At 47.0% G+C, this 22,370-nt stretch carries 16 protein-coding genes; all 16 read left to right on the top strand.

The window, feature by feature from the left end; all coding sequences use genetic code 11:
• Positions 1-156: 156 nt before the first annotated feature.
• The 16 genes from PAEVO_RS28910 (at position 157) to flgK (ending at position 22,362) form a co-directional block, all read left to right on the top strand.
• Positions 157-3,795 (top strand): S-layer homology domain-containing protein, encoded by a 3,639-nt coding sequence (locus PAEVO_RS28910; RefSeq protein WP_100540943.1) that lies wholly within the window; start codon positions 157-159, stop codon positions 3,793-3,795.
• A gap of 252 nt (positions 3,796-4,047) precedes the next feature.
• Positions 4,048-4,392, top strand: coding sequence for a hypothetical protein (locus PAEVO_RS28905; RefSeq protein ID WP_100540942.1), 345 nt, complete (start codon positions 4,048-4,050; stop codon positions 4,390-4,392).
• Positions 4,393-4,760: 368 nt separating this feature from the next.
• Positions 4,761-7,721, top strand: coding sequence for an Ig-like domain-containing domain (locus PAEVO_RS28900; protein WP_100540941.1), 2,961 nt, complete (start codon positions 4,761-4,763; stop codon positions 7,719-7,721).
• A 78-nt stretch (positions 7,722-7,799) separates the two neighbouring features.
• Positions 7,800-8,285: a hypothetical protein gene (locus tag PAEVO_RS28895; RefSeq protein WP_100540940.1), complete on the top strand. Its 486-nt coding sequence runs from the start codon at positions 7,800-7,802 to the stop codon at positions 8,283-8,285.
• Positions 8,286-8,472: 187 nt separating this feature from the next.
• Entirely contained in the window at positions 8,473-8,760 is a 288-nt protein-coding gene (locus tag PAEVO_RS28890) for an alpha/beta-type small acid-soluble spore protein (RefSeq protein ID WP_100540939.1), read from the top strand.
• 224 nt (positions 8,761-8,984) lie between these two features.
• Positions 8,985-10,190 (top strand): methionine adenosyltransferase, encoded by a 1,206-nt coding sequence (gene metK / locus PAEVO_RS28885; protein WP_100540938.1) that lies wholly within the window; start codon positions 8,985-8,987, stop codon positions 10,188-10,190.
• Between the two features lie 455 nt (positions 10,191-10,645).
• Entirely contained in the window at positions 10,646-13,348 is a 2,703-nt protein-coding gene (locus PAEVO_RS28880) for a phosphodiester glycosidase family protein (RefSeq protein ID WP_100540937.1), read from the top strand.
• A 45-nt stretch (positions 13,349-13,393) separates the two neighbouring features.
• Complete coding sequence (locus tag PAEVO_RS28875) at positions 13,394-14,548, top strand: sensor histidine kinase (protein ID WP_009594214.1); 1,155 nt, start codon at positions 13,394-13,396, stop codon at positions 14,546-14,548.
• Positions 14,549-14,552: 4 nt separating this feature from the next.
• The gene (locus PAEVO_RS28870) at positions 14,553-15,275 is read left to right on the top strand and encodes a response regulator (RefSeq protein ID WP_071219809.1); all 723 of its coding nucleotides are present in this window, start codon (positions 14,553-14,555) and stop codon (positions 15,273-15,275) included.
• Positions 15,276-15,679: 404 nt separating this feature from the next.
• Complete coding sequence (locus tag PAEVO_RS28865) at positions 15,680-16,102, top strand: hypothetical protein (protein ID WP_100540936.1); 423 nt, start codon at positions 15,680-15,682, stop codon at positions 16,100-16,102.
• Between the two features lie 416 nt (positions 16,103-16,518).
• On the top strand, positions 16,519-18,414 hold the full coding sequence (locus PAEVO_RS28860; RefSeq protein WP_100540935.1) for an ATP-dependent helicase ComFA: 1,896 nt from the start codon (positions 16,519-16,521) through the stop codon (positions 18,412-18,414).
• A 305-nt stretch (positions 18,415-18,719) separates the two neighbouring features.
• Positions 18,720-19,364, top strand: coding sequence for a ComF family protein (locus PAEVO_RS28855; RefSeq protein ID WP_243390982.1), 645 nt, complete (start codon positions 18,720-18,722; stop codon positions 19,362-19,364).
• Between the two features lie 113 nt (positions 19,365-19,477).
• The gene (locus tag PAEVO_RS28850) at positions 19,478-19,888 is read left to right on the top strand and encodes a TIGR03826 family flagellar region protein (RefSeq protein ID WP_100540933.1); all 411 of its coding nucleotides are present in this window, start codon (positions 19,478-19,480) and stop codon (positions 19,886-19,888) included.
• Between the two features lie 87 nt (positions 19,889-19,975).
• Complete coding sequence (flgM, locus tag PAEVO_RS28845; protein WP_006213058.1) at positions 19,976-20,272, top strand: flagellar biosynthesis anti-sigma factor FlgM; 297 nt, start codon at positions 19,976-19,978, stop codon at positions 20,270-20,272.
• Positions 20,269-20,769 (top strand): flagellar protein FlgN, encoded by a 501-nt coding sequence (locus PAEVO_RS28840; RefSeq protein WP_100540932.1) that lies wholly within the window; start codon positions 20,269-20,271, stop codon positions 20,767-20,769. The genes flgM and PAEVO_RS28840 overlap by 4 nt, the downstream gene beginning before the upstream one ends.
• A gap of 18 nt (positions 20,770-20,787) precedes the next feature.
• On the top strand, positions 20,788-22,362 hold the full coding sequence (gene flgK / locus PAEVO_RS28835; RefSeq protein WP_100540931.1) for a flagellar hook-associated protein FlgK: 1,575 nt from the start codon (positions 20,788-20,790) through the stop codon (positions 22,360-22,362).
• Positions 22,363-22,370: the final 8 nt, after the last annotated feature.

The following is a 22,370-nucleotide window of genomic DNA, read 5'->3' as shown; positions in this document are numbered from 1 at the left end:
GGCTTTTTTGTGATTTTTTCTAAATAATTGAATGTCTGGGACCGATATATGAACTATGCGCTAGAACCAATCTGTCAGTGAAAGTGAGGGGACCCAGTGAACGACGTAACACCCAAAACGGACGCCAACGTCCGAATGATCAAGGAGGCACAACCGTTGAAGAAAAATTTCCGTACAATAGCAAGCCTGTTATTGGCCATTGCTATGTTCTTTTCCCTTATTCCGGCATTACCGGCTTCAGCTGCAAATGGAGCCTTGTTTTTTCACTTTTCCAATCTAAGTACGGATCCGAATTCTCCAACGCCGGAGAACCGGAGCTCCATTACGGTTTCGGGTACCTACAATGGCATTAACCCGAATACCATCTCGTATGAGATTAAACGCTTCGATGACACGACCACGGGCGGCACTGGCGTCAAGCCGATCCTGGACGAAGCAGCGAATACGTTCCAATTTCTGAATGTGCAGCTGAACCAGGGTGTAAACAAAATCATCGTGTCCGGTATGAGCACGCAAGGTCAGCAGATGAGTGCCACGGCTTATGTGAAGTTTTCCGATGTACCGGCTGTTTATGAAGTAGCGCTCAGTGATGGACGCGTTCTGGAAGAGAATGCCTCCAAGCCGGTTGTCGTTACTACGCAGACCATCAGCATTTCCGTCAAAGCGACGAATGGATCCAAGGGTGTTACCGTCAATGGGCAGAATATGTATGCCGGCGGCGGCGATACGTATTACTCCGCAGGGATCCTGCTGCAGAAGGGTGTCAACGATCTGGTGATCGTCGTGAACTCCGAATCGAAATCCCAGACCATCAATAGACAGGTCGTTTATCATCCGACAGGTTCCATAACTGTCAATCAACTGAAGATTGGCGGCACAAATATTGATGGACAGGCGGTTGTAACCGGTACGGTTAACGGCGTCATCTCCGGTTATGTGATCGTGGATGCTCCTCCGGCTGGTACCCCAGCGGTTCCCCCGATTCTTGAAGTATCCGTATTTCCGGTAGGATCCACTAATCCGATCACGACCTCGCCGGCAACCGTAGGTGCGGCAAGCTTGCTGGGCAATACCTTGATGTATCCTTTTACAACGACCGGCGCTACCAGCATCACTCAGAGTGGGGATTATTTTGTACTCACTAAGGATGCTACTACGGGCTTTGATGTGAAGAATTCTTTTACTTACCGCGATGTCAGTGCGCCTACCATTAAGCAGGTGTACCAATTGTACGGCGTAACGGAGAGCGGGGGAACGGTATCGGCTACCTCCCAATCCATTTTCCCAAGCGGTAATGATACCGTCCTGAATGAACTGCCGATCTATCTAATGGTCGATCAAGTCAACGCAGGCAATGTGGAGATTGAATCCAGCAAGGGCGGCGGCACGATCGCCCAGAAGTTTACCTACAACGGCCACACGGTTTTCAAAATCACGAACCTGCCGACAGGTCAGCAAAATCTGATCATCAAGGTCAGCAATGGATCGGGCGTTTCCGATACCAAAGTCATCCCGGTGACGTTCTTGTCTTCTTCTTATATTGATATTTTCAATTTGTACAACAACCAGGTATTTAAGAACAGCTCAGAATTCAACCAAGTGACAGGACGCATTGTCAACTACACAGGGACTACAGGACTTACGATTTCCCTGAACGGTAACACTCGCGATCTGAACGTGAACGGTAACGGGGAATTCAGCTTTACGGATACGACGTTCTTGCAGCTGATTCCAGGTCCGAATACGTTGGTGGTCGCCGACAAGAGCGGGAAAATCTCGACGAAGCTGACCCTGCTTTATTTTAGCGATACCCGTTCAGTTATCAAAAACATGATCCCATTCCCGGTTGGCTCCGCAACGGAATCCGATCCGGACGGATTGTTCAGAGAAACGGCTGAGAATGCTTATAACACATATGAAAAAGCTTTGGGTCTGCGCTTTGAAGTGGAATACACGGATGAGATTACGGTGAACCTCAGTCATCCGACGCCAACCATCTTTGCAGTCTTTACCAAAAACAACGCAGGAACCTGGACTCTCTCGGGTGGTGCCCTGAAGACCCAATTGGATCCCATTAATCCGGCAGAGTACGACCGGTACTTTACCATTGTCAATGGCGCAAACTCCAGCTCGGCTCGCGTGGTGTTCAAAGAGCTCGCACTACCAGAGGTTGGTTTGCAGGCCATCAGCATCGGTTCGCGTTATCAGTCGGTTACAACAACCGATACTATCGAAATCACGCGCGAACGTGCACCTTACCAAGTGCTGTCTCCGAAACTGCCGAACGAAGGCGTGCTGAAACAGAACTTTGTAGAGGTAAGCATCAAGGCTGAAGGAGCTGACTCCATTCTGATTGGCAAAACGCCAATGGTGAAATCTGAAATCAGCGATATTTTCCGCCTTGAAGTCAAGAACCTGAAAAACGGTAAAAACACAATCAAGTTCACGATCGAACAAGGCACCAAAAAGACAAGCGGGCAATTCGTTGTAACTTACACAGATGATGCTACAGAAGGATCTCAGTTTAAAACCAATATTTCGAAGTCAGGCAAAGTGTCCGTATTTAAAGGCGGCGTATCGCTGTCCTTGCCGAAAGGTACCGTACTTCAACAGGCTAAATCAAGTCCTACCGCAGAAGTACCTACGATCAACCTTCTTGGCGAGCATGACATTCTGTTCGGCATTGCCAACCAGATCGATGGACGGACCATTAAAGCCTATAACCGGATCGGTGAAATCGAGAACGGCGTGGAAATGGACGGACGCCTGTCCCTGATTCCAGGGGATAATAACAATGCGTTCCGGTTCACCCCGGCTGCCCATTTCGGATATTCATCACCACTCTACTGGCTGGATGCAGGTTCGCTTAATGCCTACAGCAGCAACATAGAGGACTTTAATGTAAAGGCAGCAGCGCATCCTTACGCGAAAGGCAACGAATTTCATCAACGGTTGATTCCGCAGAATTGGATGGAGCTGTCTCAAAAGGGTACAATTACCTTGAAATATGATTCAGCACTGGTGAATTCGGCTTCAAGCAACTTGGGCATTTGGTGGTATAACCCGTCCCAAGGAACTTGGACCAACATCGGCGGGAAAGTAGACGCCAAGAAGAAAACTGTTACGGCTCCATTCAAGGGGTTTGGTTATTACGCAGTTAAATCCTTACGTTATAGCTACTCTGATGCGATTTCGCATAAGACGGCCCGCAACGATATTGAATTGATGCTGGCCAGAGGATATATGAAGGCATCCAAGACAGATGCATTCGGCGTGTATGATCCAATGACTCGCGGTGAATTAGCTACTATTATAGTGAAGCTGCTGGATATTCCGTTGGATTACGATACGGATAAAAACAAGCTCACTTTTGATGACATTTATCAGGAAAGTGTAGTCAACAGCATGCAGTGGGATTACCGTTACATCGAGACGGCTGCCAGAAAAGGAATTATTCGTGGCATTGCGCCACGGAGCTTTGCTCCTAATATGGAACTGACTCGCGAAGAAGCGGCCAACATGATTGCACGCGCACTGAACCTGAAGATGGGGGAAATCGAAAAAGATAAAGCAGCGCTTCAGAAGCAGTTTGAAGATGTAGGCAATATCAAGTCGAATTACTCTTATCCAGCCATTCTTGCGGTAAGCAAAGCCGGTATTCTAACCGGTGTAGCGAACAGCTTGAAAGAAGGAGAGAAAAAACCAACCTACAACTTTAACCCGGATGCAGTGCTGAATCGTGCAGATACAGCAACTGTCGTTAAACGCATGATGAGCAAGCTCAAAATGCTGTAAGAAACATGAATAAGCAAGGACTTGCATGACAAAAGGAACGAGAGCAGATGCCCAATTTCTAATGGCAGTGCTCTCGTTTTTTCATGCGCGGTTTATAATGAATAAGGTTATTAATGGCATAATTAGCAAGATCTTATGGGTATTATCAGAGGCCCGGAAACCGTTTACCAATATCTATTGTTTTGTAATTTCATGTAGAATACGCTACAATAGCGGAAGCACATACTATTTTTAGAGGGTGAAGATGAATTTATGAAGCCGATATTATCAAAAGCGCAGCTCGACTACATGAAGGCGAAGACCAAGTTCGAGGAAAAAGCCAAAGTGATGGAGAAGAAGATTGAGCTGGCTCGTGCCGCTCATGATGAGATAACTCAGGAAGTCATGGAGGGACTCGTTGTTGAGACAGGCTTTCATGATTCATTTAACGAAATGACAGCGGCTGAGAATGCGTTGATCCAATGGTCACATACTACAATTAAACATGATAAGACATATCGTACGAATAAAACGGAGATCGATCAGATGTACAGCACGCTGCACAGCAATCCAGAGATGCGTGCGCGAATTATCCAGCTTGCTATGAAGATTCGCTAGTATTCTACAAAGGCGCCCAGAGGGCGTCTTTTTTTGTTGTCGTAATATGTAAAAGAGGGGTTGTTATAGGATACGAGTTAACTTCTAAAATTTTTTTTAAAAAAACTTTGCAACTACCGCAACTTTTTGGAAAATCAAACGTTTATAATGTAGAGCCCAACGAGGTAACCAAGATTATCCGATGCAAGAAGATTGTCTATTAATTAGAAAAATGTTCTTTACGGTGTTGGGGACTCGTTGTATAATACCTAGGTAGGATTAGGAATCTATTCTAGTTTGTAGTGTTCTCTCGTTAACAAGATTCTGTGATATCGTCACAGACATCATTTATGATTTATGCTCAACTCGAGAAAGGAGGTGCAGGACAAATGAGTGATAAGAGCTACCAAATTAAAGAAAACAATCAAGTGATGATTCAAGGAGGAGAAAAAAAGGTTATGAAGAAAATTTTATCCGTAGCACTGTCTACAGCAATGGCATTCTCCATGTTTGCTTCTGTTGCATTCGGTGACGATGCGCTTAACACACAACAGAAATTTGATGTACTGAAAGAAAAAGGGATCTTCACTGGTTACCCAGACGGAACTGCTGGTCTTGAAAAAGACATGACTCGTGCTGAGTTTGCAAAAGTTCTGGTTGGCATCATGGGTCTCGAGCCAATCCAAGGCAAAGCATCTTTCAAAGACAAAAACTACAAGGCTAGCAAATGGCCAGCTCCTTATGTAGAAGCAGTTTACGCTGCTGGTCTGATGGAAGGTAAAAACACAACGAAAATGATCTTCGACTTCAACGGTAAAATCACCGTTCAAGAAATGGCGAAGGTTCTCGTTACTGCACAAAAACTCGAAATTCCAACAGAAACTAACAACAACGCTTCTGACTGGGCTAAAGGTTATGTTCAAGCGGCAATCAACGCTGGTTTGGTAGACGCTAAAGCTAACCCTAAAGCGAACGCTTCCCGTTCCCAACTGGTTGACGTTGCTTACTCCATCTACCTTTCTCAACAAAAACCAAAAGTGGTTTCTTACGAAGTGAAAGAAGATGGCAAAGTAGTTGAATTCAAACTTGCTAACAACGAAGTTGTTAAAGTAACTTTGGAAACTGCTTTGAAAGCAAACACAGCTACAGAAGTTAAATTTACACATAACAACTACGAGTACACTGAAAGTGTAACTTGGGTTGTAACTGCAGCTACTAAGATCGAATCTGTATCTGCTTCCAACTACAAAGAAGTTACAGTTAAATTCGATGGTGAAGTTGAAGCTAAAACTGCAGAGAACGAAGATAACTACAAAGTTACTGGTGTGACTTTCGAATCTGCTAAATTGTCCGCAGACAAGCGCAGTGTATCTTTGTTGGTTGCTCAAGAGTCGGCTAACCTTCCAGAGCAAAAAGACGCTAAGTTTGAAATTAATGGCGTTAAAAACTCTGACGGTTCCAAAACTTTTAAAGAAACTGTAACATTAAGAGCGGTTGATACTCAACTTCCAGAAGTAACTGAAGTTGTAGGTCTCGGAACAAAAGCATTCAAAGTAGTGTTCTCCGAGCCTGTTCAATCTACAACTGCTTCTAACATCTCCAACTACAAAATCGACGGTAAGGCAGTATCCGGTTGGGTGAAATTCACTTACCCTAACATTGCCTTCATCACTACTGATCTTGCTGTAGGCGAGCATACTTTGAACGTTCAAGGCGTAACTGACTTTGCTAAATTCAAAGTTAGCCCAACAGATGTTAAGTTCACAGTAGCTGAAGATAAAACAGCTCCAGAAGTGGTATCCGTTAAAACGAAAGATCTGACTAAAGTTGAAGTTGAATTCAACGAGTCCGTGAAATCGGTTGACAAGGCTTACCATACATCCGCTGGCAAAACTGCTGACAAAGTAGAAATTAAAGACAACGTTGTTGTTTTGACTTTCAGCACTGACAGCAAAAAACTGAGCCTGGGTGAAAACACTATTTACCTTGAAGGCGTAAGAGATTACAGCGACAACTCTGCAAACCGTGAAGCTAAAGTTACACCAGTACTTGATACTGAGCGTCCAACTGTTTCCGATGTAAAAGTAGATGTTGAAAACAACACTACAATCTTCACTTTGGAGTTCTCCGAAGATGTAAACTTGACTGATATCCAAAACCGTGACAACTTCGTCCTGAAAAATTCTAAAGGTGAAGTTGTGACTGAGAAAGGTTTCAATAGCGGTAAACCTGTTACTGTACCAACATTCGAAACCAAAAACGGTAAAACATACAAAAATCGTGTAGTTGTTAAGTCCATTGGTACTCTTGCAGCAGGCAAGTACACTTTGGATGTTGCTAACATTCGCGATACTGCTTCCATCGGAAATACAATGTTGCCACAAACTCTCTCTGTTGATGTAACTAACACATCTGCACTTAAACTTGTGAGAGCGTGGGTTGATTCTGATTCCGACAATGACGATCTGTACATTGATGTTCAATTTAACAGAGCTGTTGCAGTTGATGGAAACGGCGATGCATTGGAAATCAACAAATACGGATATGTTACAGGTAATGTTTACAAAGCATTCCCTACTAAAAACGCTCCAAAACCATCATTGAGAAATGCTGAAACAGTTCGTTTGACTATTCCTAAGAAAGACTTCGCGAACTGGGCTACTGAATTGGATAAAGCAGACTTGCGCGTAGTCAACGTTGCAGATCTTAACGGTAACTATTTGACAGATTCGACAATTGCAATTGGTCAAGGCGTACAAATCCCTGTGAAATCTGTTAAAGCAACTGCACTTGATAAAGTGAAAGTTGAATTTAACGGTAACATTACTTCGGTTGTTTCGAGCGACTTCACTTTCGCTGGTAACATCAAAGGTACTGCAGGTGAGCCTAAGTTTGATAACGGTGTGACAACTGTTGAATTCACTTTGGATAGCAAATTGAATGCAACAAATCTGGGTCTCTTGACAACTGTTGAGAAACCTCAAACTTCTGATAATCTCGGTCACAAAATCGAGGCGCTCACAGTTGCAAGCAATAAAGCAATCGAAGACGGTATCGCACCAGAAGCAGTTGAAGCTACTACGGTTACAGGTGCAACTTATGTAGACATTGAATTCAATGAAGAAGTTGCTGTATACTACACTCCAGATGCGTTTAAAGTGTATGTTGACGGCGACTCAGTTACTGTAACAGGTGCTACAAAAGTTAGCGCGAAAGTTGTTCGTGTACAACTTGAAAAACCATACAACCCTACTGTTGGCGGTCAAGTTTCCGTTGCAAAAGGTAAATATATCGTCGATACAAACAATAACGCTGCAGACGCTATTTACAAAGAAATTATCAAGAAGTAATTTATTTGTTCAAAAGAACTGTCCGGAATCATTTCCGGGCAGTTTTTTATTACATACGTTAAAGGAGAAATGAATATCATGAAAAGCTCTTACAAAATGGGACTCGGTGTATTAATTGTAGGAAGCAGTATTCTTGTTGGTTCGTTTCTAAATTTCCAAGTAACCGGCGCCGGCACCACCCCAGGCACCACCGACGATCCAGTCGTCACCAAAAGCTACGTAGACCAACAAATCCAGCAAGCACTAGGGACTACCAACCCAACGAATCCTACGCAGCCATCCCAAGGTGCTGAAGAAGTCAAGAACGTTGCGCTGAAGCCAGGCAAGATTCTGATTGCCGATGCAGGAACGGAGTTCATCGTGCGTTCCGGAAACGCTGTGATCTACACAGAAGTCGCTAGCGGCGTTGCAGATCTGACGGACGGTAAAGACCTGTTAAACGGCGAAACAGCGCCTAAGAACCATCTGCTTTCCTTCCCACGTGAAGGTCGCGGCATCCAGGTGAAAGAAGGACAGACAAGTAATTTGATTGTCATGGTGCGCGGCGGCTACACCATTAAGTAATGATCGGCAACTAGGGTGCGTTAGACATTTGCTGATACCGCTTCATCCTAGAGTGGTCTGGCGAGGACTTTTGCCCGGCTTATTCCTCTTATAATTATTGCCAGTTGTGACAACGTTTTATACGTGTGAGTGCTTTGAAATCGACAAATAATACTTCTGTAAAAACCAATACAGGAGGTGTATGTTCATGGCACGCAGCAGTCGTAACCGTCAAGTTGTACCGGAGAGTCGTGAAATGCTGAAGCAAATGAAATACGAAATTGCAGCAGAGTTTGGATTACCTGTAGGTTATGGTAGCGGTTCCAATGGAGCCGATACGGAATTTGGTTCCGAGTTAGGAACCATCGGAGGTGGGTCTTCCAGCCGTCGTCCTGGATGGGGACATCTAACATCCCGTGAGAACGGATCTGTTGGTGGAGAGATCACTAAACGGTTGGTTCGAAACGCTGAACAAAGTCTCTTCGGTAGACTGTAGTCGTTTTTCAGTTACAAGTGGAACTTATTCTTGATTAAAATGATTGAAAAACCCAAGAAAATCCTTGAAAAACAGCTTACTTACTGGATTGACACCTGGTAACAAATAAGTTAATATGCATGTTGAGGATTGTACATTTCAAACCTTTTCCTGTCGGAAAAGGTTCATTTTTTGTGTAGGACCTCTTGATATATCACATACTATTCATATGGGAGGTTGATCTCATGTCTTTAACAGGGCGACGTTTATTTACATCTGAGTCTGTAACTGAAGGACATCCGGATAAAATCTGTGACCAGATTTCTGATGCGGTACTCGATGCTTTTTTGGCTAACGATCCGAACGCACGCGTAGCTTGTGAAGTTTCCGTGGCGACTGGTCTTGTTTTGGTCATTGGTGAAATTAGCACTAAATCTGAATACGTGGATATTCCATCCATCGTACGCAATACCGTGAAGGAAATCGGGTATACCCGTGCAAAATACGGTTTTGATTCTAATACATGTGCGGTGTTGACATCGCTGAATGAGCAATCTGCCGATATTGCACAGGGGGTAAACGCTGCACTGGAGAATCGTGATCCTTCCCAAGTGGACAAGGAAACTGAGAACATCGGTGCTGGGGACCAAGGTCTGATGTTTGGTTTTGCAACCAATGAGACCCCTGAACTGATGCCTCTTCCGATTGCATTGTCTCACCGTATCGCTCGTCGGTTGTCCGAGGTTCGTAAAGATGGTACGCTGGAATACCTGCGTCCGGACGGTAAAACCCAGGTAACGGTTGAGTATGATGGCAATACGCCAGTTCGCGTGGATACGATCGTAGTATCGACTCAACATGCCGAAGAAGCAACGCTGGAGCAAATCCAGAAGGATATTAAAGAACAAGTTATTCTTCCTGTCGTACCGGCTGAATTGCTGGACGCGGAAACTAAATATTTCATTAACCCTACCGGCCGTTTCGTAATCGGTGGTCCTCAAGGGGACGCTGGTCTGACAGGCCGCAAAATCATCGTGGACACCTATGGCGGCTACGCTCGTCATGGCGGCGGTGCATTTTCCGGTAAGGATCCTACAAAGGTTGACCGTTCCGCTGCTTACGCGGCTCGCTACGTGGCTAAAAACCTGGTTGCTGCAGGACTTGCGGACAAGTGCGAAATTCAATTGGCTTACGCTATTGGTGTCGCTAACCCAGTGTCGATTAGTGTAGATACTTACGGAACAGGTAAAGTGAGCGAAGAGAAGCTGGTTGAGCTTGTGCGTAACAACTTCGACCTGCGTCCGGCTGGAATCATTCGCATGCTGGATCTTCGTCGTCCGATCTACAAACAAACCGCTGCTTACGGACATTTTGGTCGTACAGATCTCGATCTTCCTTGGGAGCGCGTAGACAAAGCGGAAGCGTTGAAAGAACAAGCTGGCGTAAACTAAGGTAATTTTAAGATATGTTGCAGATATAAAATTTAGGCATGTGCTGATTTAATTTTTCTTCTGAAAAAAATCGGTGCATGCCTTTTTTCTGTTTCTCTCTTTCTAATTATGAGTAGAGATGTAACTCAATTGAACCTGAGAATATGACAAAAATGAAATAATTTAAAAAGCTGGCATCCACAATAGGTATCAGCTTTTTTAATGAATAAATGGTAATATAGGAATAAACTTTATGACAAACTAGTTACTTTTACACGATAATATAGTAACATAGGATTGAATTACATAGACTCTCAAAAAATGCCGGTACAAATTGTACAAGACTTAGTGTACGATACGCAAAAGTGTTTTTTTATAACAAAATCGTAACTTTTCCTAAAAAATGAAGTCTATTAATTAGAGACTTTATATGTTCGGCATCTGTGTCGAACGAGAGATGGGAGAGTTACGATTACATGGTTAGTCAGGGGAAAACACTGAAGTCTACAACATCTGGTGTAGGCAAGAAATGGTTGATTATTACATTGGCAGGAGTCATCTGGGTGGGTCCTGTGCTGAGCAGCGGAATACCAGTGATAGGGAATCTATCAACATCCTCGGTAGCTTATGCGGCATCAACATCGGCTAAGAAGCTCGGTGAGGAAATCATTACTTCCGGTGCGGTTTTGATGAAATATCAGTATATCAACAGTGCTGGCGCAAAATCGCTGGCGAATGTCATTCGGGTGGATCTGAACAACAAATATGTGAAATTGGACGTCATGACTGGCCAAGGAAATCAATTTACAACGAGACAAAGCACGGGCGGAATGGCGAAGGAGAACGGCGCGGTAGCTGCTATTAATGGTGACTTTTTTAATACCGGCAGCGAAGGGGCTCCGATGGGTGCTCAGATATCAAACGGTCAGCTGATGTCAACCCCCTCGGAACTTAAAGGCATGTATGCTTTTGGAGTAACGAACGATGGAACGCCAATTCTGGATGAGTTTGCTTTCTCGGGGAGCATTACAGCTGAGAATGGGGCCTCATTCCCGCTCGCGGGTATGAACAAAACATCCTATGCGCCAGAGGGCACCGGATCAACGTATAGCCATGCGAATGCAGCTTATATTTACACAAGCGCATGGAAGGCTGTTGAGCGTCCTAAGAACAGCTCGACAACGCCAACGGAGGTTATGGTAACGGATGGCGTCATAACCGATATTTCAGTAATGGCAGGATTGCCAACAGCGATACCGGAGGGAAGCTACATCTTACGAACCCATGGTGCTGCGGCAGAGTTCGTGAAACAAAATCTGGCAGTTGGACAGAGGCTGGAAGCCGATTATGCTTTGGTGTCCAAAAAATCAGGTAAAGAACTGGACCCATCTACACTCCAAATGATGATTGGAGGCCATACCATTCTGGTGGATAACGGCAAGGCGGCGTCATTCTCTCGAAACGTGAATTCGATTGGAGGGAGCAGGGCACGTACAGCCGTAGGCTACTCCAAAGACGGACGTTACGCGTACCTGATCGCTACGGAGAGCAACGATAACAGCAAAGGCATGACACTGCAGCAGCTTCAGGATTTCATGACGAAGATTGGAGTATGGAAGGGAATGAACCTCGACGGCGGCGGATCAACAACGATGGTCAACCGTCCGTTAGCCGAGATGAATACCCAGCTGACCTTCAACACGGAGTACGGTACCACGCAGCGCAGCATTGTTAACGCACTCGGCGTGTTCTCCACAGCACCTCAGGGCAGCTTGAAGGGCTTGAAAGTAAGCGGCAGCAACACGCTTCTGATCGGGCAAATCGGCACGTATGAACTGAAGGGCTACGATACCTACTATAATCCAATGGAAGCTGGTTCGATTAAACCGACTTGGAAGTCCAGCAATGGCAACCTAGCGGTCAACGGACAAAGCATTAAAGCGACGAAGCCGGGCACCTCAACACTGACGGCAGTAAGCGGCAGTACAAAAGCTACGATGCAAGTCAAGGTGCTGGGCGCGGATGATCTTGTTGCTTTGACTACCGGCGTATCAAGTGCACCGCTGCAGGCTGGAACGAGCGTTTCCGTGCCGGTGACGGCCGTAACGGGCAGCGGCCAGAGTTTGGAGGTTCCGAGCAGTGCGCTGAAATGGGAGTTTATCGGATTTAAAGGCAGCGTGAAAGACGGCCGATTGACCGTATCCTCCGTGAACAGCAATTCGAAAGTCGGTTATGCCATCGCGCGCTATGACGGCTTTAGCACGGTCGTTATTTTATCGGCAGCGGGCGAGAGCACGTGGGAGAACTTCGAGAATGTGAATTACCCGGTGAAGTTCACGACCAATGTGCCGGCAGTTACCGGGACTGCAGCGATCAAAAATGGCAGCGGAGCAAAAGCATCATCTAAAGTCTTGAACTTGACCTATGATATGACAGGCGGATTAGGGCAAAAAATGTACGCTTACGCCGAGTTGAATGGCACGACAGGTAAAACGATTCCTGCGCAGGCTACGGCCATGACGATTGATGTGGAGGGAGATAACAGCCTGAACTGGCTGCGCGCTGAACTCCAAGACAATAACGGGAAAACCGTTTACGTCGACTTGGCAAAAGCAATGGATTGGAGCGGTTGGAAAACACTGAGCATCGATCTCAGCGGATATAACATTGCATTCCCGGCACAGATGAAGCGGCTGTATGTGGTAAACGTGGAAGAAGGCCAGGACGAGCGTGCATTGACAGGAGCTGTATCTTTTGATGATATCCGTTTCACAATGCCGTCTCTATCAGGGAATGAAGGACTTCCAACAGGCAAAGCGGTCATGACCATTGGGCAAAAATCGCTGATGCTGAATGGTTCGAAAGTGGCAATCGATTCGGCGCCAATCTTGAAAAATGGAACGACCTACGTTCCGATTAAGCACGTGCTCGACGCGTTCGGCGGGCAAGCAACCTGGAACCAATCCGCTCAGCGGGTAGGCGTCCTGAGGGGCGGTATGCTCATGGAACTGACGGTTGGCAAGAAAGAATTCATTCTAAACGGTAAGCGCAGTTCGGCGGCTGTAGCACCTATGGTTCAAGGTGGTAGGACTTTGGTCCCTCTTCGTCTCGTTTCCGAGCAATTAGGCCTTAAAGTAAAATGGGACAAGAACACGAAGACCGTTACGATCGAATCATGATATGGTATGATATGTATATGAAACGTTAGAAATGGAGTAGAGTGCGTGGATTATCAAGCCGATGCCATCGACCGTGTCATAAAAAATGCCATCAAAGTGATGGAGGACAGCAAATACCAAATGTTCGAAATATTGGAGGCGTCGCGGCAGGAGCTCGCGTCTCTCAATCATGAACTGCAGCGGACATTAAAAGAAACGACGGAAACCTTAGAGAAGGTAGACCAGCTAGAGCTGAACTACCGCCGTTCCCGGATCCGGCTGACCGAGGTCAGCCGGGATTTTGTCCGGTACAAGGAAGAGGACATCAAGCAGGCGTATGAGAAAGCGACGCAGCTTCAGCTTGACCTCATGATCTACCGGGAGAAGGAAATGTATCTGAAGGCAAGACGAGATGAGCTGCAGAAGCGGGTTCGTAATGTCGAGAACTCCGTGGAGCGTGCAGAATCGATCGGATCTCAGATGGGCGTGGTATTGGAATACTTGTCCGGAGAGCTGGGGCAGGTATCCCGAATCATCGAATCTGCGAAAAACAGACAGGTCATTGGTCTCAAAATTATTTTGGCGCAAGAAGAGGAACGGAAACGCATTTCCAGAGAGATTCATGATGGACCTGCACAATTGCTGGCGAATCTGGTTCTTAGGACGGAAATTGTAGAAAGAATGCTCGCAAAGCAGGAATTTAAGATGGTGCAGGACGAAATAGTAGATTTGAAGGGCCAGGTTCGATCGAGCTTGGAGGAAATGCGAAAAGTCATTTTTAATCTGCGTCCAATGGCACTCGATGATCTAGGATTAATCCCCACACTGCGTAAATACGTGCATGATTATGAAGAGAAATCGAAAATCCGCACGATCTTCGAGACACGGGGAAAAGAGCATCGTCTCTCTTCTGCGATGGAGGCTGCCATCTACCGGTTGGTGCAGGAAGCACTTTCGAATGCTGCAAAACATGCTTACCCGACTTATGTGCTTGTTGAAATCACGTACCAGGCGCAATTGGTCAAAATCGTTGTACAGGACAATGGCCTGGGATTCAATGTCGATTTGCTGGAGCAGAAAAGCAAGGACCACTTTGGGTTAATTGGCATGCGGGAGAGGGTTGAGCTGCTCGAAGGGAGAATGGAGATCGATTCCGCTGAGAATCAAGGAACCAAGATCGTGATTCATATCCCGACGAACGTAGAAAAGAGAAAGGAGTAATCGGATGGAACATTTGGAAAAAGAGAACACGATTATAAAAGTATTATTAGCGGATGACCACCAGCTGTTTAGGGAGGGTCTGAAGCGTATACTGAATATGGAGGACGACATTGACGTAATCGGTGAATGCGGCGATGGAATTCAAGTACTTGAGTTCTGTAATGAAGTGAAGCCGGATATCGTGCTGATGGATATCAACATGCCTACCGAAAATGGCGTTCAAGCAACTGAGAAACTACGTGAAATGTTTCCTGAAATCAAAGTTATCATTCTGTCGATTCATGACGATGAAAGTTATGTGTTTGAAACGCTCCGTAAGGGAGCGAACGGTTACCTCCTGAAGGATATGGAAGCCGAGTCACTGATTAATGCGATTCGTTCGGTACATGAGGGATATGCATTTATCCATCCGAAAGTTACGGGTAAGCTCATTCAACAGCTCCGCCGGATGACTTATGTAAACGAAGCAGGCGCTATGGCTGAGAGCGGTTCGCGTGAGGCTGGAGTCAAGTTTGTGGCAGGCGAGAATAACCCATTGACAAGGCGCGAAGCGGAAGTGCTTAGACTAATGGCTGAAGGCAAGAGCAACAAGATGATAGGGGAGTACCTGTTCATTAGTGAAAAAACTGTAAAAAACCACGTCAGCAGCATTTTGCAGAAGATGGAAGTGGACGACCGTACGCAAGCGGTTATCAACTCGATCAAATATGGCTGGGTGACGTTGTAATCGCCGATCCGAATGCACGGACGCGTCTTACATAGGGAGGGAACTGCCAAGGGCGGTTCCTTTTTGTTATGATTATAGAGTTTATAAATTTTCAGCGAAGCTGAACAAACTCCATAATCGCAAGAAAACATAATTCGAAACGCTGTCTGTCTTTCGTGAAAGGAAACCGATGATGCTCTTCTTAAGATATCAGCACGTATAAACTACGAAGTGGGTTTTATCCATGTCGCAATAAAACATATTTCAAAAGGCGATCAGTCTTTTGTGAAGGTACGCCCCGATAGATGTTCTTCTTATGGTGTTTGAGCCGTTCCCATTAAGTTCCGTGTGGGCCCTGGTTACATCACTGTCACCGTCCCCTCCCGATCAGCATATATTGTTGATAAGAGAAGGAGGTGAGTCTCATGGTTGCCCAATTGCTGTGGATACTCGCGGTGTACGGGATTGCTGTTATTCTGGTTCATATCGTGCATGCCCGTCATCTCAGAAGAGCCGGTGAAGGTACGGGGCGGCGCAGGCATTACGTGCTGATCACGTCCAACCATGAGCGGCAGGTGGAATGGCATTTGAGAGCCCTTTCATGGTATGCCCTGCTAAGCGGGACGCGCGTGCGTGTCACCGTCCTTGATGATCAGTCGTACGATGATACACTGAAAATTGTCCAGAGATTGACTCATTTGTCTGGAATTGAATTGGTATATGGGACTTGGAAGTTCGATGATTCGGCATCACGGGAAAAGGATGCAGATCAGAATGAAGAAGAAGTGATACGGATCGATCTAAGAAACCCGATGGAGGCTGTTCGGATTCCATATGTACAGGGATAAACATCTGCAAGTTGTTTTGGTTACCAGGATCGTATTCATATTGTTAAAGGTGTGAGGCACACTCCTAGCGTAAGCGAGGGGTGTGTTTTTTGCATTTCTGGGGAGTAGGGCAGCTTTCCAATATCCAAATGTGTTTGTTCTTGTTTTGTCTACAGCTGAACCACCTACAGTCGACTCCGAGCTTGGTTCCGTCTAATTCCCCATCTTTTGCAGTGGTACTTGTACCCGCCCAGTTGATGTGGGAATAAGCCAGCAAGAGTGGTTATGACAGGTTTCAACATAGGACTCCGTGAGAAGGATCTATTTCGTAGTGTAGTGGTCTCAGCATGGAGTTGGTAAGTTGTAGATATAAAATCTTGGAACATGTGCCTAATAACGTACCACAGCTTATATGTCTCGAAATTGGAGTTGATGTCATGCGGATTGCCATATATGCCATTCGAACATTAGAGAAATGGAAGTGTTGTCTCTCGCTGGAAATGCAGGTGGATTTTCAATGGTGGTGTGGAGTGAACAGATGGACGGATGAGAACGAGCGCGCTTGCTCATTGGTGCTGTTATCAACACAGGTTCCCCTAGGATGGGCCGTAGTCATTCAAGAGAGATTCCGATCCAACCATGACATGGATCAGTGGGGGAAATCGGATTGGCAAAAGTATTTGTACCAGAGCTTAAGTCCGTTTTTACTCGAAGAGCCTGAAGGAAGCAGATCGCAATGGAGTGTTTTGTTGACGGAGATTCAGCTGTTGGACGGATCGTATATAAATTCCTTTATCGAAAAGAGGAACGTGGTAGAGGGTTGGGCTTTGTCGATGCAGCAGGCAGAGCTGCTGATTCAGTGCATGGCAGGACGAGCCCTGCTTGCCGGCGAGGTCGAGGCCTTGTTGGCGGAGGTCGCCGGGGACACCGGCGACTGGCGCTCTGCGGCTCAGCTTGGCGTCCTGCTGGGCCGCCTGCGATTGGAAGCGGGGCTGGCAAAGCCTGCCCCGCGGGGTGCGCCCGGCTGGCTCCGCCGCCGGGCCATGGCCCCTCGCTGCCGACGATGCGGCAGCGAGGCCCGAAGCCGCACGGCATGCGCCGCGTGCGGCTCGGCGGCTTGCGTCTATTGCGAGGCCTGCCTCGCGATGGGGCGCAGCCGCGCCTGTGCCCTGCTGCTGCATGGCGCAGCAGGATCGGCCGTGCGGGGCACGGCCGGGGGTTCCCCCACCGAGGCCTTGGGCCGGTGGGGGCTTAGCGCAGCGCAGAGCGCCGCCGCTGGCGCTGCGCTGCGGTTTTTGGCGGAGCCGCCCGCAGGGGGCTCCGCGGGGCCCGCCCGGTTTCTCATCTGGGCGGTGACCGGTGCCGGAAAGACCGAAATGATCTTTCCGCTGCTGCAGTCTATTCTGGATGCGGGTGGGCGCGTGCTGGTTGCCGCGCCAAGACGGGACGTGGTGCTGGAGCTGGCACCACGTTTATCTAAAGCTTTTCCCGAGGAGACGGTGGTCACGTTATACGGGGGAAGTCCGGATCGATGGAAGCGGGGGACCATCACATTGGCAACAACGCATCAGCTGCTGCGTTTCAAGAGAGCTTTTGACCTGGTCGTGATCGACGAGATTGATGCATTCCCTTATCATAATGATCCGATGCTGGATTACGCGGCCAAAGGCGCTTGCAAAATAGGAGGTAAGTATATCTACCTGTCAGCCACTCCGCCAACGCCGTTACAGCGTGAGGCAGCTGCAGGCCGATTGCCACATGCCAAAGTCCCCGCACGCTTCCATGGTCATCCGTTACCCGTACCACAAAAGCTGAAAATTTTGACGGTAAACCGCTATCTACAGGAAAAAAAGCTTCCCCCACTCTTGGTTCGTAGTCTAGGCACATCTCTTTCCCGTGGTGCTCAAGTGTTCCTGTTCGTTTCCCGCATCAAGCATATTGATCCTATTCTGGAGCTGCTTCGCAAGGCCATTGCCAATATGCCGATTGAAGGGACTTCATCCATCGATCCGGAAAGGGCAAGCAAAGTGATGTCCTTTCGTAACCGTGAGATTCGCTTGCTCGTGACAACGACCATACTCGAGCGCGGGGTAACGGTTCCTAAGAGTGACGTGTTCATTTTGGATGCAGACAGTGAGCTTTTTGATGAAGCTGCATTAATTCAAATGGCTGGCCGCGCGGGTCGATCCAAGGATGATCCGGCAGGACGAGTGGTATTTGCTGCACTTCAATGGACTCGGAGCCAAAGCTCGGCAGTCCGGCAAATCAAAGCGATGAACAGAATCGCGCGTAAAGGCGGGTATTTACGGCTCAGTTCAGGAATTGTTGAATGAATAGTGATGACATAACAGTGTTTTGTAGTCTTATTTTCCGGTTGAGTGTTGTTCTTTAATCTACCTCTCTGAGAAAGGAAGGAGCATATTTGATATCAAAGGTCTTTAGCCATCTGCTCGGGCATATGCATCGTTTGCTTAAACCGATTGACGAAACCTGCCTCACTTGTGGAAAAACAGGTTCATTCACCCGGGAACTTCCGGGAATATGCCATGCCTGTTATCGGAATATCCCATGGATCATGAAACCCAAATGTCTACGATGCGGGCGGGGGATTGGCTGTCCCGACTGTATTCGATCAGGCATGAACGAGCGGTGCTTTATTTTGAATCGGAGTGCGGTTAACTATGATGTGCAGATGAGAGAGTGGTTGGCCCAGTACAAATATAGGGGGAATGAGCGTTATGCTCCACTTTTGATAGAAATGATGCTACGGGCATACGCAATGCTTCATCGGGAAGCGAACATCCATTTACGCTATAAGGGGTCGCACAATTCTAGCAACACACCATGGAGTGTACATGTCGTCACTTCGGTTCCGGTCAGTGAGGAAAGACTTCAGGAAAGGGGGTTCAATCAAGCAGAGGTGCTCGCACAGGGGCTTGCGCATAGAATTAAGGTGCCTTGTGTTCGGCTGCTGGAACGTAACCGTCACACGGATAAACAGAGTTTTAAGAGCCGGATGGACCGGCTGAAGGATATGGATGGTGTTTTTGGTGCGTTGCAGGCTGTACCCGATGTGCTGAGGTCTATAAGTAGGCAGGCCGCAGAGCATACTCGTTCCCAAGTGGAGACATCGCCAATTAAAGGACCATTCCGTATACTTTTGATTGATGATATCTACACAACCGGGAGTACGATTAAGGCTTGTTCTCAGGTTTTGCGGAGATATGAATCCATTGTGGAAATGCACATCGAGATCTATAGTTTAACCTGGGCTCGTTCGTAAATGATTAAAATAGGAAAAATGTGTGGATTCTGTTACCGAATGATAGACGTATGGCCTAAGATAATGTAATCTAGGGGTATCAAAGGTTCTATGTGGCATGGAGGTTGTTGAGCATGAATCTGGGGAATTGCCCTCGGTGCGGCAAGTTATATACGGTGAATATTCGGGAATTGTGTCCTGAATGCATGAAGGTTATTGAGAAAGAATATGAGAAATGCGCAACCTTTCTTCGTGAGCAAAAAGGTGCAACGATTCATGAGGTATCTGAGGCTACGGAAGTATCTGTGCGGCAAATTACGAAGTTCATCAAGGAAGGCCGGATCTCGATTGCGAACGCGCCAAACCTGGCATATCCTTGCGAAGTGTGCGGAACGTTGATTCGCGAGAGCAATATGTGCGAATCTTGTCGAACGCGATTAACGAGGGAGCTAAGGCAGGCGACTGCTGGCGACCAGGAAAATCAGCCTGGGTCCAGAAAAGACAGAGAGACTTATAGTGCAGTCGATAAACTGCGCAAATACTAACTTTTGAACTATTAACAATGTTTCATATCCGGCCGATAAACTTAGTAAAGCTTATCGGTCTTTTATTTTAAGTGAGGTGAATAGGGCGTGAAGATTAACGAATCGGGACGTGTGAACGGCATCAATTCGTATCAACGGAATATTGAATCTCGGGAGATGCAGCATATCGATAAGAAGAAACGCCGCAAGGATGAAGTATCAATCTCCCCGGAGGCGATGGAACTGAGTGCACAGAGTAAAGTACAGGATCCGGAACGCGCGGAGAAAATTCAGCGTTTGAAGGAATCTGTAGCTAATGGTACTTATGAAGTACCAGTCGACCGTTTGGCAGACAAATTACTCCCGTATTTTCAATCCTACAATAAATCAGGTGAGTCCAAGTGAGTGCTAGGTCTATAATCGAATATATGAAGCGTCAGGATGAGCTGCATCAGCAGCTCATAGAGGCAGGGAAAGATAAAAGGCAAGCCATTTTGGATAATGATGTGGAACGTCTTACAGCGGTCATGACCAAGGAGAACCGCCTGCTGAAGCAGGTGGCGGAAACGGAAGCGCTGCGTCAAGGTGCCGCAGATGATTTTTTGCGTGAGAAGGGCATCCGCTCCCAGCTTCAGCTGACGGTTACTGAAATGACTCGTCTTGTATTTAACCCTGAGGAAAAAACAGAACTGCAGGATGTGCAGCAGCAATTAATGGACAGGCTCATAGAACTCAAAGAGCTGAATGCGATTAACCGGGAGCTAATTGAGCAATCCCTAGCGTTCATTGATTACAGTTTGAATTTGTTAGTCAGTCGTCCGGAGGATGATTTGCTCTATCAGCATCCGAAACATCAGAATCCGGCGGGCAAAGGCCGAAGCATGTTTGATACCAGGGCATAAGCAGAAAGGAAAATGTAGATGAGATCCACATTTCATTTGCTCGAAATCGGAAAGAGGGGCTTGATCGCCCAGCAAGCTGCGCTTAATACAGCTGGTCATAACGTTACGAACGCCAATACGCCGGGGTATTCTCGTCAGACTACCCGCCTGGTTGCATCGAATCCGATTGCTTTTCCAGGAATGCAGCGATCCCAGGCTGCAGGTCAGCTTGGGATGGGCGTAGAAGCGGAGAGCATTCAGCGGGTACGGGACTTTTTATTGGATATCGAATACCGCAATCAGAACACGAATTTGTCGACATGGAGCGTTCAGCAAGAGACGCTTTCTAATATTGAGGGGATTTTTAACGAGCCTTCGGACAGCAGCTTGAGCGCAAGTATTGCGGAATTCTGGACAGCTTGGCAGACGCTGAGCAAGAATCCAAGCGACACCGACTTGTCCGCCCGAATGGCGGTTCAGCAGAAAGCAATCGCATTGACGGAGACGTTTAACCATATCTACTCCCAATTGGATACCCTCAGCAGTAACCTGACTTCTCGCATCGACACTAAGGTAGCGGAAGCTAACAACTATATTGAGCAAGTAGCGGAGTTGACTCAGAGTATTAAGCGGATCGAAGGGCTTGGCGATAACGCAAACGATTTGCGCGATAAGCGGGATTTACTCGTTGATCAGTTATCATTGCTAGGGAACGTAAATGTAACGGAGACCGGTGACGTTTATCAAGTGACGTTTGGCAATCAGGTCGTGGTTGATGATATGGCGTTTACGCCAATTACGAATGCGATTGCCGGCGCATTGACCGGCGGGGAGATCGCCGGTTATGTGACCTCTCGTGATGTGCATGTTCAAGGATATATCGCCCAGTTAAACATTATGGCGAACACACTGGCTACAGGCAAAGTGGAAGTGACCCTGCCGGCTGGAACGATTCTTCCGCCAGGCGTGAACATTCCGAATGCCGTTATGGATGCAAATAATCCTCGCAAGCTTGCTCAGGATGTGAAGCATACGGTTGATGGCCTCAACGGATTACATAAGCTGGGTTATACCCTCAATGAGCCGGCCACCACCGGTGGCGACTTCTTTGTATCTGCTAACGGCGGGCCAATTACCGCTGGGAATATGAGACTAAGCCAGACGATCCAATCCGATCTGAAGAACATCGGGGCTTCCCTGCGGACAGAAATGAAGACTGATCCGACGAATGGTACGACCTCCGAGGTGGTTCTGAAAGGGAACGGCGGCATGGCGCTTCTGATTGCGCAACTGTCAGAACGTACGTTTAACTTCAATCCGAATAACAACAGTGGTTCAGTAACGGACATCACGAACTTTGAAGGATACCTGCAGTCTGTTATTTCCAAATTGGGTACGGACAGCAGCAATGCCAATAAGATGGTGGAGAACGGCACGTTGTTGGTTGAGCATGCAGATACACTCCGTCTATCGATTAGCAGTGTATCACTTGATGAAGAAATGTCGGATCTGATCCGCTTCCAACATGCTTATAGCGCATCCTCACGTGTGGTCACTACCATTGATGAGATGTTGGACAAATTAATCAATGGTACCGGCATCGTCGGAAGATAGGGAGGTAT

Origin of the sequence: Paenibacillus sp. GM2FR (genome assembly GCF_002803325.1) — a bacterium.
GTDB classification, from domain to species: Bacteria; Bacillota; Bacilli; order Paenibacillales; family Paenibacillaceae; genus Paenibacillus_AQ; species Paenibacillus_AQ lautus.
Note: the sequence above shows the minus strand (reverse complement) of the source record. Positions and strands in the feature narration are given on the sequence as shown.

Bases quoted from the DNA above. Each gene is read 5' to 3' on its own strand.
- PAEVO_RS28905 (WP_100540942.1), top strand. From the start codon at position 4,048: ATGAAGCCGATATTATCAAAAGCGCAGCTCGACTACATGAAGGCGAAG.
- PAEVO_RS28900 (WP_100540941.1), top strand. From the start codon at position 4,761: ATGAGTGATAAGAGCTACCAAATTAAAGAAAACAATCAAGTGATGATT.
- PAEVO_RS28895 (WP_100540940.1), top strand. From the start codon at position 7,800: ATGAAAAGCTCTTACAAAATGGGACTCGGTGTATTAATTGTAGGAAGC.
- PAEVO_RS28890 (WP_100540939.1), top strand. From the start codon at position 8,473: ATGGCACGCAGCAGTCGTAACCGTCAAGTTGTACCGGAGAGTCGTGAA.
- metK (WP_100540938.1), top strand. From the start codon at position 8,985: ATGTCTTTAACAGGGCGACGTTTATTTACATCTGAGTCTGTAACTGAA.
- PAEVO_RS28880 (WP_100540937.1), top strand. From the start codon at position 10,646: ATGGTTAGTCAGGGGAAAACACTGAAGTCTACAACATCTGGTGTAGGC.
- PAEVO_RS28870 (WP_071219809.1), top strand. From the start codon at position 14,553: ATGGAACATTTGGAAAAAGAGAACACGATTATAAAAGTATTATTAGCG.
- PAEVO_RS28865 (WP_100540936.1), top strand. From the start codon at position 15,680: ATGGTTGCCCAATTGCTGTGGATACTCGCGGTGTACGGGATTGCTGTT.
- PAEVO_RS28860 (WP_100540935.1), top strand. From the start codon at position 16,519: ATGCGGATTGCCATATATGCCATTCGAACATTAGAGAAATGGAAGTGT.
- PAEVO_RS28855 (WP_243390982.1), top strand. From the start codon at position 18,720: ATGAACGAGCGGTGCTTTATTTTGAATCGGAGTGCGGTTAACTATGAT.
- PAEVO_RS28850 (WP_100540933.1), top strand. From the start codon at position 19,478: ATGAATCTGGGGAATTGCCCTCGGTGCGGCAAGTTATATACGGTGAAT.
- flgK (WP_100540931.1), top strand. From the start codon at position 20,788: ATGAGATCCACATTTCATTTGCTCGAAATCGGAAAGAGGGGCTTGATC.